Raw genomic sequence first — 12,051 nt, 5'->3', positions numbered from 1 at the left:
AGAGTTCTTCCTTAAAGAAGCAGAGGAATTATTAGATCTGAAAAAGAAGCACATAGCAGCATTATCCTTATATAATGCGTTCTTCCATGCAGCAAGGTCATTATTGTTTAAGGACGGAATCAAAGAAAGAAGCCATTATTGTATCGCACGATACTTGGAAAACCACTACAATTTAAATAAATTCATAGACTCCTTTGAAACCATCATGAGCCTGAGGCATAATGTCCAATACTCCACAGAGAAGGTGGACATAGATGAAGATTTAACCATGTTCATCAATATATGTAATAGATTCATTGAGGAAGCTGAGAAATTACTAAAATGACCCAAACGCCAACATTCCATGAAGAGAACATCCTGTGGCTCAAGGATGTTAAGAAGGGGGATGTTCCGTCTGTCGGAGGAAAAGGGGCAAATCTGGGAGAGATGTTCAGCCATTTTCCTGTTCCGAACGGCTTCTGCATTACTGTCCATGGCTATATCAGATTCATGAAAGAGACCGGGATAGGCGATCATATCCATGGGCTGCTTGACAGGATTGATGTTGAAGGCACTGAGCAATTGGATCAGACCTCTGAAGAGATACGGAAGCTTATCCTGAAGCAGAAGTTTCCGGCTGACTTGCGGGAAGAGATTCTCAAGAATTACAAGAAGCTCAAGAACAAGAAGGTTGCTGTGCGGAGCTCTGCGACTGCTGAAGATTTGCCCACAGCAAGCTTTGCAGGCCAGCAGGACACCTACCTTAATATTTATGGAGCAGAGAAGGTTGTTGAGGCTGTCCAGAAGTGCTGGGCCTCGTTGTTTACTTCCCGGGCGATTTATTATAGAGAAAAAAAGAATTTCCACCACCGTGATGTGTTAATATCTGTCGTTGTGCAGGAGATGGCTGAGCCTGAATACGCAGGAGTGGTGTTTACAATCGATCCTGTCAATAAGAAATACATTTTAATTGAGGTTGTTGAAGGACTGGGGGAGCAGTTAGTCTCAGGCCAGGTCACTCCGAACAGCTATTTCCTCAATAAAAAGACGCATATCATTGAGGAGAAGAGCGAGCATTTCAAGATCAAGCACAGCCTGATAGAGATGGTCTCAAGGATGGGAGAGAAGATTGAGGCGCATTACAAGCATCCGCAGGATATTGAGTTCGTGATTGACAAGAAAGGAAAGTTGTTTATCGTGCAGAGCAGGGCGATAACGACGCTTTAGTCTATGAAAACCGCAATCTACCCCGGAACATTTGATCCCATAACCCATGGGCATCTTGATGTTGTCAGAAAGGCGCTGCTTTTTGTGGACAAGCTTATTGTTGCACTTCCAGAGACTCCTGCCAAGAAGCAGTTTTTCTCCCTAAGCAAAAGGATGCAGTTTATCCGGGAATCAACGAAAGGCGTTGAAGTCGTCTCATTTTCCGGGCTTTTGGCTGATTTTGCAAAGGCAAAGAAATGCAGCCTCATTGTGAAAGGAGTGAGGGGAAGCGCTGACCTTGACTATGAGCTGCAGATGGCATTCCAGAATGCGAGGATGAACCCTGGGCTGCAGACGATCTTCATACCTCCTTCAGAAGAATATGCCCATATTAGCTCCACACTTGTCAAGGAGCTTGCCAGCTTCGGGCATAAGGAAACTCTTTCAAGCATGGTGCCAAGGTGTGTTGAGAAAGCGTTATGGAAGAGTTAGCTCACTTCTCCAGCCACTTCACCTCTTCTTCCTGGAGGCCAAGATCCTTGGATATCTTCTCCCCCTCTTTCTTGTCCTTCTTGAAGATAATCTCCAGATACGGAATGGTAGACTGAATAGCAACCCTTGTTGAGCAATGCGTCTTCCTTGCAACTTTTCCTGCAATGGCTTTCCGCTTCATATACTGCATATTTGCTTTCCATATCTTCAGGATCCTTGTTGTTTGCTTGTACTGCACGAAGCTTTTGTACTTGTTTTTTTTTGCCACTGCCACGCCAGCAGTCATTAATGCGTTCACATAAATGAGAAAGCGCCAGTGCTGCCACCTCCGGATCCTTCTCCTGAAGATGTCTGCCTGGGAAAGAAAGCGGAATGCAGCTGCCAAGTCTTTCGGCTTGGTGTACTCCTTTGGAAGGTTCTCCTCGATCCATAGCATTGCCTTGTCGGGGTCTTCTTCAATGTCATCAAACGCATGTAAGGCGATGTCAGCATCCGTAGTCTTGAATACTTTTACCAGGGCTTTCGGCATGCTTTCAATCTTGTTCCGGTAGGACAGCGCGTCCAGGTCTTCTTTCATGAGCCTTTTCCCTGCTGCAAGAGACTGGAGATCGTTGATCGCTGCGCGGCAGTCGCCTCCTGAACGATGCGCGATGCTTGAAAGGCTGGACTCGTCATACACAATCGCTTCTTTCTCGCAGATCCTTCTCAGGATCACTAGAATTGCTTCGTGGCTCAACTCGTTGAACTCAACAAGCCTGCACTTTGATCGCAAGGAGCTGTATTTCGGGTCCCATGGGTTGTTTGCGGTGAGGATGACGGGAAAGGGAGAGCCTTTCATCACCTGCACGATGGCAGAAACTCCTCCCCTGTCCTTGTTTCCTGAGAGGCTGTCGACTTCGTCGATAAGGACAATCTTCTGGGTTGCGAACAGGCTTTGCTGATGCAATGCAGGCCCTATCCTCTCTTCGATTGCGGCCTTGCTTCTGACGTCTGATGCATTAATCTCAATTACTTCCCACCCTTTCTCATTGCCTAACGCATAGACCGAGCATGTCTTCCCGCAGCCTGATGGGCCGTAGAGCAGAAGAGGCTGCTTTCCAATGGCTCTGAGCTCCTTCACTGCTTTCTCCTGGCCTCGTATTTCAGCGAGGCTGGAGGGCTGATAGGAGCGTATGAAAGGATTCATGCTGCCTAGCAATGCTCGGTTGTTTATTAAGATTATGATGGGCTAGGATTTAAATATCCTCAGAACCCCTCTTCCTCATGCTTACCGGATATGTGATCTTACGCCCGCAGCTTGACTATAATGAAGGGCAGCAGGCCAGAATATTTCTGCTGAGGCAGAAGTTCGAAATCGAGGGTACAGCTCCGATTATCCTTGATGGAGACACTCCTGTTTTTTTGATTAGGGCCGGCTCAGGAACCTACAAGAATACCTTCCAGCTTCAAACCAAGGAGGTATGCATTGGTAATAGGACTATTGATATTCCGGTGCTTGGCAGCGCGTATCGTATGCCAAAGGAGTTGGACGCTTATGCTGACACTCTCATAACTCTCTTCCAGTCCTTTGTCGATATTTTGCCTAAGGCGGCTGCCAAGAAGGAATATGCAAAGCGGGTTCTGAAACGGTACGGCTTTGAGGGACTGGAGGATCAAACTACATCAATACGTGTTATTGGATGCTCACTCTTGTACCAGTTTGTGTTTGGCATGAGCGATTTTCCAACTCTCTGGGACACTAAGAAAAATGCAACAATGCCTAGTGAGCTTGAAGCCATTGCTGAGAGCGTTTCAATTCCGTTCCCGTTCATGCCTTAAGTTTTCTTCAATTCTTGATCCTGTACATACCGAAGAGAAGGATCACGCAGCGCAATCTCTGCCTTCTTCAATTCTGTTCCTAAATAGAATGCATGGCCTAAATCCAGGGCGCCTATTGCAGCAGCCATCTTCAAATAAATCTCCTTTGAGGTTTTCCCCTCAAAAGCCTCAAGCTCCCGATTTGTGACAGGGTCTGTATGGCTTACATGGATTTTTCCGTCCTTGATGTTGATTATAAAGTTTCCTTGTGGGTCATGGTAATCAATCTCATATTTCCTGTACTTCTCGAGCATCTGCTCCACTTGATTATAATACGTTTTATAGATCTGGGCAGAGCTTGATATCATCGTAAGAATGCCGCAGGGCATATGCACAGCATCTGCAATCTCCTTTTGGATTGCTGCCATGCCATACGCATTCTCAGGCCAGCCCTGGACCATGTCATGGCTCCTCCAGTAGGTTGTGAGATTCAGCTTTTCATCCTGAACCATTGCCTGGACAAGGACGAGGCAAGGGCTGCTCTTGTGTTTCCTTGTCAATTCATCTGCAGGGTGCCATGTTATCGCAAGGACAGACTTTGAATAGATATTTCTTGCCAATGCATAGATCATGTCCTTGATCTGGTTAATCTCGGCAACACCTTCCTTGTACACGACATTCTCGTCAAGGTGTTTTCCCTGGCCAAACTCGAAATCCTTGAACTCCTTTGTTGTTAATAATTCCTTGATTTTTTCAGGGGCAGGGAACAGGTATGCTCTCAGCTTATTTCCGTAGGTGTAGGCTTTTCCTTCAGGCAGCTCCGGCGATAGGATTTCATGCTGATATGCCCTGATCTTCTCAGGCGTCAATGTGATCAAAAAAGGATTCACGCTCAAATCAAGATTCTGCGGATCATGGATCACAGCAACCAGGTTATTGATCTCCTTCACCTTGCGGTCAGTGTTTGCATCCATCAGGTTTTCCCTTCCATACCTATAGATACTATGCATGATCTCGATCCATGTTTTTGGGATTGTGGATCCTCTGACAAGCCATGGGCCTCCTGCAAAGGGCATGATGCCTGAAGGCTTCTCCTCAGCAAATGTTTGCGGATCTGCAAATGCATCTTTCTTCTCCAAGACAGCCATAAGCCTATTTGCCTCCCTGATCTTATCAACAAAAGACGCATCTTTCATTGTGGCGTTCAAATCTATCAACTCAACATAATTCCTGACTTTGGTGATTACATCAGTAGGGATATTCTTGTCAAAATAGACTGCATTCTCAAAACCAGCAAGCTTCCTTTCGGAAGTTATCCCTTTTGAAAAAAAAGTCCGCATCGCATTCGCAGAAGTAAGCTCAGTTGGATCTCCTTTTCTGCTTGAGTACTCCTCTCCCAGAAGGATGATATAGCGGATATAAGGGTTCGCAAGGACGTTCCTCACCATACTCTCAATTCCTGCAGGGGTGTAGAAATTGCACGCCAGGGCAAGGTTCTTCCTGTCAAGCTTCGGAAGGATCACATCGCGCATGGTCCAGAGAAAGGCAACAGCAACATTGGCTTTTACCTCTCCAGGATTCAAAACAAAATAAGAAAGCCTGTCTTTAACAGCCGGTTCCCACGCCATAAGAATCTGTCTTCCCCCTCAAAAAATGGCAAAAGGATGAGGATTTATAAAGAATAGTGTAGTGGAGAATATAGATGCGATCTCTATTCTTCAATATACCCAAGATTCCTTTTTCTTTGCGACGGATTTAAGCTGGTAATGCGTTTTGCAGTTTCTACGATTTGGTCATACGGAGCTTTACAATACGTGCTTATCCATAGCTTACTCGTCTCGAAGATATCCCACACATCATCCTCTTTTAATGCAGGGAATCTTTCTTTAAGCTGGAGTCCATAGGGAGAGCCTGGCGTAACATTTAACACACCGCAATTGAGTTGAGTTACCCTCTGCTTTCCTGATACCAATCCTTCAGCAAATTCCTCTGTTTCCTTCAATGTTTCTTCTGATTCTCCTTCTGCTCCAACAATCAGGCTTCCCATGATGTTGATCCCTCTTTTAGCCAATCTCTTTGCGGCGTCAAGATTATGCTTTGCAAGGTATCCTTGCCTCATTGACGCTAACATCTTATTGCTTCCGGAATCAAAACCGACATACGCGTAGCGGACATTGAGCGCTTGTAGCATATCTGCCATCTTTTCATCAATCTCAACGCTCCTTGCATAACAAGAGAATTCAAAATCTTTTAGATGGGCTGGCCGCGCATCCAACAGGGCTTTTACCCTCTCGGGATTCCCTGTGATGCAATCCCCATAATCCTTCATCGATTCTATATCCAAGTGCTCTTTTACAGAATCTACTTCCCTCCAGAATCTTCCGGGAGGCACATACCCATTGTCAGGGTAGGGAATGTCGCAAAACCTACACCCGCCTGTTTTTGTTCTCCAAGTGCAACCCACATGGGTAAACCCCTGAACAAAATGGGAGGAGATTTCAGGAAATTCTTGAGCATGTTGCTCCCAGTAGGGCTCCAGATCAATGAGTGTGAAGTCAAGATCGTCAAACCTCGGAGGCTGTGCCGGAAGAACGACACGGTTTTCTTTTATTTCTCTTCTCTCATCCCTCCAGTATAGGTTTTGTATGCCTGCAAAATCCTTTTTGTTTGCACCGAGCCTTCTCAAATATCCTAAAAAGGCATCTTCGCCGTCATGGACAATAACTGCATCGATAAATGCCCTGTTCCTTAGGATTTGTGCTGGTACTGCAGTAGCATGAGGCCCGCCGAGCACAACCCTTTCAACACCGGAGTCTTTCGCAGATTGTGCCAGCCTTAAGCAATTCTGATAATTGTTCGTGTTAGCACTTAATCCTAAAACGTCAAAATCTGACTGTCTTATCCTGTCTTCCAGATCACTCATGGAGAGCAATTCTCCATCAAGAAGTGTGACATCCCATGTTGGCATGAAATCACTGACTCTGGAGCCGACTGCCAAAATTCCGCCAGGATAATAAATCCCCTTTGTATGGCTCTTGCCCCAGCCTTCGTTCGATGGGCATGCTAATCCAACTCTCATTTTTTCTCGCCATTCTTCTCAAGAAGCAGCCGAGTTTCATTCTGTATTGTGAATAGAGAAGACATTGCGATATACCTTTGGGTTGGATCCCCTGAGACTGGCCCAAAATGATGGAAGCTTCTCTCCGCGATATGCTTCCTGGCTTCATCTAAATCCTCTCCGAGAGACACGTCATACGAAGCCCCGACCACATTTCCAGTAATATTATAGTGATCGCTTCCTCGTGGCCTGTGAATATCAACAACCTCGCATTCTAAATGAGCCAAGCACTCATTGATTATTGGGGGGTACACATCATGATCTTTGGGAAGCACATATGGCACTCCTTTGGTTAAGCCTGCTTTCTGGATCTTGTCTTCTAGCTTTTGGCGTTCATAGGGAATAGCCACGATGTCAAGCACATTAAGCAGCTCTGCTCCTGGCGTATTCACAATAAACAATCCATTCTGCATAATATTGGAGTGGGTGTTCATCCTTCCCTTATTCTTAGGCTGGCCTATAATGCTGTGCTGGCGAGTGTGAGCAGAAATTGTCACATAGGGAGGATCATAGCTTGTATCCAGGCATGTTGCAAAAGGAGATATGTTGGTCATGAGCCTGCGATTTACCTTGCCGACTGTTGTAATATACTGCACCGGATGGGTTGCCAGGAGATGTTTTGTCCATGAGGGGTCAACCTCTACCTTTGTGTTTGCTTTCTGGTAATCGCTGAGCAATTCCCTTACTTCCTCTTCGGAAGGCGGCCTGATGTTTTGCTTATACGCCATAATCTCACCACTCTATAATAGTGTCGAATCTGGCAACCTTATAAATATTTGCTGTAAAAAATTTACGACAATAGAAGGATTTATATAGCAGTTCCCGCTCCCTCTTCTTATGTTTGCTGCACTTGTGAATTTTGGGTTGAGCGAGAAGGAAGCCAAAGTCTATCTGGCATGTCTGGAGATTGGAGATGCTTCAGCAAATGAGATCAGCCTAAAAAGCGACCTGCCGCGGACATTGGTGTACGATATCCTTGAAAGGCTGATTGATTCTGGGCTGGTTTCCTATGCTATACTAAATAACAAGAAATACTTTTCTGCCGCAAACCCGAGAGAGCTTCTCAGGATACTCCATGAAAAAGAGGAGGGGATCTCTAAGGTTTTGCCGGACTTGGAGGCGCTGCAAAAAGCTAAGGGCTCGTCCAGACCTGTCGTTGAGATTTACGAAGGGAAAGAAGGGATGAAAACTGTTATGAATGACATTCTCAGGAGCAAAGTGAAGGGTTTCTTATCTTATGGGAGCTCAAAGTCCTCGTATCCCATCATTCCGGCATTCATGGATGACTGGCATAAAAGAAGGATCAAGCAAGGCGTGGTTATGAGGATTATCTATAACGATACACCCGAAGCGCGAGCAAGGGTTAAGCAGTATTCCTATACGTTTAAGAAGGCACAGTACAAGTTTATGCCGATCAAAGTGAGCATCCCAACAGCAACAATCATCTACGGAGACAGGGTTGTTTTGCAGTCTTGGACAAAAGACCCCTTTGCCGTCATGGTACGCAATGATCAGATGGCCGAAAGCCAAAAAAGGTATTTTGGAGAGCTCTGGAAGATTGCAAAGCGGTAAACAAAACCCATATGTTTATATAGAAAAGAACACCATTCTAATCCATGGAAACCGTAAGCATTCCCAAACAGAAGTTAGATGAGGTTATGTCTGATGTTGAGAGATTAGTTTCTCATTTTGAAGAGCTTATCGATGAAGATCAGGTTGCAAAAAAGCGAATAACAGATATCAAAGAAGGGCGTATTGCAGGGAAGTCGGAGAGAGAATTAGACAAATACCTCGAAAAAAGAGGGGTAAACGTTGGCTGATTGGGAAATCAAATAGCATCCCGACTTCTTCAAAGATTTAGATAAATTGGGCGTGAGGGAATTACAAAACTTCTATGACAAGAAAAAGAAGATAAAAGAGAATCCTTTACGATTGAAGCATTTAAGCGGAGGATCAAATTGTTATCGAGAACCTATTACAGATAATGTCCGAGTGATTTATTATATTGAGAAAAATACGATATGGTTACTGAGTATAGGGACTCATAAAAAAGCCTTTGGAGCCTATCTCAAGAGGCTCCATTCCCTAAGGATGAAATTTAATGGATGAATGAAAAGGAGTTGTAGGGCTCTCGCAAACCAAAAAAATAATATATGCCAGCAACAATCCCCTTCTATGAGAGAGTGCAGCTCATGCAAGGAAGAGGCCCATTACCATGTCAAGGGCTCTGGCAAGTGGTATTGCGAAGCATGCGCAAAAGAGACTTTCGGGCATCTCAACCTGTCCTTTTTGGAGCACGATTGACCAATGCTGCTCGTTAGCCAAATGTAAATGCAAATGCCTGAACATTGCCTGATACCATCAATTTCAGGTCATGGGTTTCTCTCTTCATTGACTTAAATATCCTGTACATACGGGGAGAATCAACTGCGAGGACAGACTTCTTATCCTTAAAGGAAACATCTTCTCCAGACTCCGTTTCTGATAAGGCTTTTCCATCAATTGTGGCAATAATCGTGCCTTTCCCTGCCATGACAAGATTCGCTTCTGAAGCAGTAAAAACGAGCGAAAGCCAGCCCTCTTTTCCTCTGTGCTCAAGGAACTCAGGCTCCCTGGCCCAATTTCCATCAAGATACAGCATTCCCGGCTTATGCTGATCCTGGTCAATATACTTACAGCTTGCGTCAGGCAAACATACTGCCGCTGAACCGATTTCAGGGCCGCGGTCAGAGCCGCAGTAGGTCTCGGGGGTTACAGAGCCAGAAAAGATCCTTTTCAGAAAAGAAGAGGTTCCCGCAGCGGGCAATTCATTCAAGCCCAGAAGCCTCCTTACAAGATTTTCAGTCTCTGCATATTTTCCTTCGCCGAAATGGGTTTCTACGAGCCTTCCCTCCTTATCAAAGAGATAATGGCCAGGCCAGTAGCGGTTGTTGAATGCAGCCCATGTCTGCATCTCCGGGTCATTGGCAACAGGATACGGAATGCCGAAGTCCTTGACTGCTTTCTTTATGTTTTTGGCCTCCTTCTCAAATTCAAATTCTGGAGAATGCACGCCGACAAGGACAAACCCCCTGCTTTTGTAATTGGAATAGAGTGAGATGAGGTGAGGCAAGGTCCTTATGCAGTTGACGCAGCTGTAGGTCCAGAAGTCAACCATCACAACGTTCCCTTTCAAGCCTTGCAAGGTTAGGGGCTTGGAATTGATCCAATCAGTAATGCCTGTGAGCTCATACGCCATAGGCCGGCAAAAATGGGCATTGTTTATAAGGGTTGCTGCGGTTCGCCTGCAACAAAGTACATCCTGATTTCATAACAGCGCTTGCCTCTCTTATCCCCTGCAACATCAGTTTCTATCAAACTTGGAACAAATTGCTCGAAGAGGCAACTGCGGTTGCCGTCTGCTCTTATCTCTCTGCCCCAAACAGGCGTTACCAAAGGCTTGAAATATCCGGTTCCGGTTTCATATTCTTTGAAGAACACCTTTTTCTTTATCAATAATCCAAAGTCTTGTTCTCCAAGTCTAGAGCTTTCGTAAAATCTTGCCAATGCAAAATCATCTGGTTGTAGTACTACTCCCTCAGGTATTTTGATACCCTGGATAGCTAAATCTCCTTTAATACCCGAGAGGATACTATTTCTTATGGGTTGGTTCCTACTAAGATAGTCAAATGCTCTCGTAGGCAACGGTTTTCCATCAATTATTGCTTCGTTAGCCTCATCTGATATCTCCTCAACAGCAACACTACCCCTTCTTAGTTCGGAGATTAGGTATCCTCTTTCTTGTTTAAAAAATCCTAACTCTCTTGATAACGTGCTTTGAGGTATTGTAATTGCTCCATTAAGTGTAGAAACAATTTTTTCAATTCCTACTTCCGGCTTTCTACCCAATGCTTTACTCGCAGCGAGTATGTCTGCAACATAACCTACTGCAGGAGCTCCGATATCTATTAAGTACATATCATCTCCGCAAACCATAAAATCAATAGACCCTGTGAAAATACTTCTGTCTGTTTCTCCTGTTGCCAAACATAAAGCAGTATAGGCCGTCTTTGCAGTTTTTGCTAGCTTGGCATACATTAATTTAGGCAATTGAAATGGTTTATCTGAAACACCATAAAAGAAGATTGGGCTTTTGCCTTTCTTTCTATTTATACTGACTGGGCAAAGTGCTTCTGCCTCTCTTAATAAATCATTTATCTCTCCTATTTTTGTTGAGTCTAATCTGTCCAATCTTTCTTTAATTCCAAATAGCCTATCACAACCAGCGCTATCCAGCTTTTCAACCGCAAATGGCTCAACAAAAGATGCGGACGGCAGCAATCTTATTTTGCCATCATATCCCAATGCTTCAGATTCAACAACATCAACTAAAGAAGTGAAGCCGGTAAATCCTGTTTGGTCATTACTCAAGCACTTAATAAACCATCTTTTAAGATCAATTGAATCGGGCTTCCCACAGAACAACATAGGAGTCAGGTATCTTTCTGCAATTGATATCTCCTCTTTTGAACTCAGAGGGTCATTGAATCTGTAAAATGGGCCTTTGAATTTTCTCCAATCGGAAACAATATCCGGCAACTCATCGTAGGTTCCCCCACTCACCCTTGCGATTGTAGAAAGTATCTGAAAAGAGTTATCACCATCATCAGTGAATACAACCAGCGCTTTCCTGCGCCTCTGCCTCAGCTTGTTTTATACTTGTTTTCTCTTCCATTTTCTCTCCTGCAGTTTTGGATGCAAGCCATTTTATGTTAGAGCATAGATTAATTTGAGATGATGACAGTCTGAACCTAGAAACCAGGGCTATGATTAATCTAAAAGAAATTCACAGTCTGGAAAATAAGCCAGACTTACAAATGATGATGAGAACCTGTAGACGTAAAACTAGAAAAATCCTGCTTGCTCTTTTCATACTGGCTAACTGATTCTGTTATCATATCAGGTGGCAACATTGAGCAACTATTTAAACCTTTCGTTTTGTTGTCACTATCAAATGATTATCACCAACGCAGAGCAGCCTATAGAATCTCTCACTGCCCCTTTATAATGGCTCACAAGAGGGCGCTGCACTAAAAAATCAAAGATTTTTTGTGCACCTCGCTTTGCTCGGTTGCATGACTTTTCAATGCCACCGGGTTGAGCAAACGTTTAAAAAGCAGGTTGGATTTATGCGCACTGGCAAGCTAGGCTGGCGGGTTAGTCCTCCGCTGTCACCGTCAACGGACTTGAGGCGGAGCTGAAGCCTGGAGAAAGGTTATGTTCAGGAATGCTTTGGTCCTGGGCTGAACAATGAGGTTCTGTCCTTTGGGACTGATGGTTTGGTGAATCAGGTCAGGTCAGGAATGAAGCAGCCTTAAGCTTTACCGTTGGTGCTCAGAGGGTTGCGGAACCAAGGACAATCCAGGAGAAGCCAGGCATTCTTGGCTTAGTCAATCTTCAGGCATGCTTGCCGCTTCTTC

General features: G+C 44.7%; 14 protein-coding genes and 1 other RNA gene. 9 read left to right on the top strand and 6 right to left on the bottom strand.

The genetic code is table 11. From position 1 onward, the window contains the following. From VJB08_01095 to coaD, 3 genes are all read left to right on the top strand, one after another. On the top strand, window positions 1-325 hold a 325-nt coding region (locus VJB08_01095), incomplete at its 5' end, for a HEPN domain-containing protein (protein ID HLD42564.1). After that, window positions 322-1,206: a PEP/pyruvate-binding domain-containing protein gene (locus VJB08_01090; protein ID HLD42563.1), complete on the top strand. Its 885-nt coding sequence runs from the start codon at window positions 322-324 to the stop codon at window positions 1,204-1,206. The genes VJB08_01095 and VJB08_01090, both read left to right, overlap by 4 nt. A 3-nt stretch (window positions 1,207-1,209) precedes the next feature. After that, a complete protein-coding gene (gene coaD, locus VJB08_01085) occupies window positions 1,210-1,677 on the top strand; it encodes a pantetheine-phosphate adenylyltransferase (GenBank protein HLD42562.1) in 468 nt (155 codons plus the stop codon). A 1-nt stretch (window position 1,678) separates the two neighbouring features. On the opposite strand, the gene VJB08_01080 is transcribed toward coaD, so the two are convergent. Continuing rightward, window positions 1,679-2,863 (bottom strand): replication factor C large subunit, encoded by a 1,185-nt coding sequence (locus VJB08_01080; GenBank protein HLD42561.1) that lies wholly within the window; start codon window positions 2,861-2,863, stop codon window positions 1,679-1,681. Window positions 2,864-2,940: 77 nt separating this feature from the next. On the opposite strand from VJB08_01080, the gene VJB08_01075 reads away from it, so the two are divergent. Continuing rightward, the gene (locus VJB08_01075; protein ID HLD42560.1) at window positions 2,941-3,495 is read left to right on the top strand and encodes a hypothetical protein; all 555 of its coding nucleotides are present in this window, start codon (window positions 2,941-2,943) and stop codon (window positions 3,493-3,495) included. On the opposite strand, the gene VJB08_01070 is transcribed toward VJB08_01075, so the two are convergent. The 3 genes from VJB08_01070 to VJB08_01060 form a co-directional block, all read right to left on the bottom strand. Next, window positions 3,492-5,102 (bottom strand): thymidylate synthase, encoded by a 1,611-nt coding sequence (locus tag VJB08_01070; protein ID HLD42559.1) that lies wholly within the window; start codon window positions 5,100-5,102, stop codon window positions 3,492-3,494. The two genes, VJB08_01075 and VJB08_01070, sit on opposite strands and share 4 nt — an antisense overlap. 83 nt (window positions 5,103-5,185) lie before the next feature. After that, a complete protein-coding gene (locus tag VJB08_01065) occupies window positions 5,186-6,553 on the bottom strand; it encodes a radical SAM protein (GenBank protein HLD42558.1) in 1,368 nt (455 codons plus the stop codon). Then, a complete protein-coding gene (locus VJB08_01060) occupies window positions 6,550-7,320 on the bottom strand; it encodes a flavin reductase family protein (GenBank protein ID HLD42557.1) in 771 nt (256 codons plus the stop codon). Before VJB08_01060 ends, VJB08_01065 begins: the two co-directional genes overlap by 4 nt. 109 nt (window positions 7,321-7,429) lie before the next feature. On the opposite strand from VJB08_01060, the gene VJB08_01055 reads away from it, so the two are divergent. The 4 genes from VJB08_01055 (at window position 7,430) to VJB08_01040 (ending at window position 8,896) form a co-directional block, all read left to right on the top strand. Then, the gene (locus VJB08_01055; GenBank protein HLD42556.1) at window positions 7,430-8,164 is read left to right on the top strand and encodes a helix-turn-helix domain-containing protein; all 735 of its coding nucleotides are present in this window, start codon (window positions 7,430-7,432) and stop codon (window positions 8,162-8,164) included. Window positions 8,165-8,208: 44 nt separating this feature from the next. Continuing rightward, window positions 8,209-8,412, top strand: a complete 204-nt coding sequence (locus VJB08_01050) for a hypothetical protein (protein HLD42555.1) — start codon at window positions 8,209-8,211, stop codon at window positions 8,410-8,412. Window positions 8,413-8,464: 52 nt separating this feature from the next. Further along, window positions 8,465-8,701 carry a hypothetical protein gene (locus tag VJB08_01045; GenBank protein ID HLD42554.1) on the top strand — a complete coding sequence of 79 codons (237 nt, stop codon included), beginning with the start codon at window positions 8,465-8,467 and terminating at the stop codon, window positions 8,699-8,701. Window positions 8,702-8,767: 66 nt separating this feature from the next. Further along, window positions 8,768-8,896, top strand: a complete 129-nt coding sequence (locus tag VJB08_01040) for a hypothetical protein (GenBank protein ID HLD42553.1) — start codon at window positions 8,768-8,770, stop codon at window positions 8,894-8,896. A 13-nt stretch (window positions 8,897-8,909) separates the two neighbouring features. On the opposite strand, the gene VJB08_01035 is transcribed toward VJB08_01040, so the two are convergent. Together VJB08_01035 and VJB08_01030 are read right to left on the bottom strand one after the other, a co-directional pair. Further along, window positions 8,910-9,830 carry a redoxin domain-containing protein gene (locus VJB08_01035; GenBank protein ID HLD42552.1) on the bottom strand — a complete coding sequence of 307 codons (921 nt, stop codon included), beginning with the start codon at window positions 9,828-9,830 and terminating at the stop codon, window positions 8,910-8,912. 23 nt (window positions 9,831-9,853) lie between these two features. Then, complete coding sequence (locus VJB08_01030) at window positions 9,854-11,194, bottom strand: hypothetical protein (protein HLD42551.1); 1,341 nt, start codon at window positions 11,192-11,194, stop codon at window positions 9,854-9,856. A 574-nt stretch (window positions 11,195-11,768) separates the two neighbouring features. Here VJB08_01030 and ffs point away from each other — a divergent pair. Continuing rightward, an RNA gene (ffs, locus tag VJB08_01025) (signal recognition particle sRNA) lies at window positions 11,769-12,044 on the top strand. The last annotated feature ends 7 nt before the right edge of the window (window positions 12,045-12,051 follow it).

The sequence above is a fragment of the Candidatus Nanoarchaeia archaeon genome (genome assembly GCA_035290625.1).
Lineage (GTDB): Archaea > Nanobdellota > Nanobdellia > Woesearchaeales > DATDTY01 > DATDTY01.
This window is presented reverse-complemented; position numbering and strand designations above follow the sequence as displayed.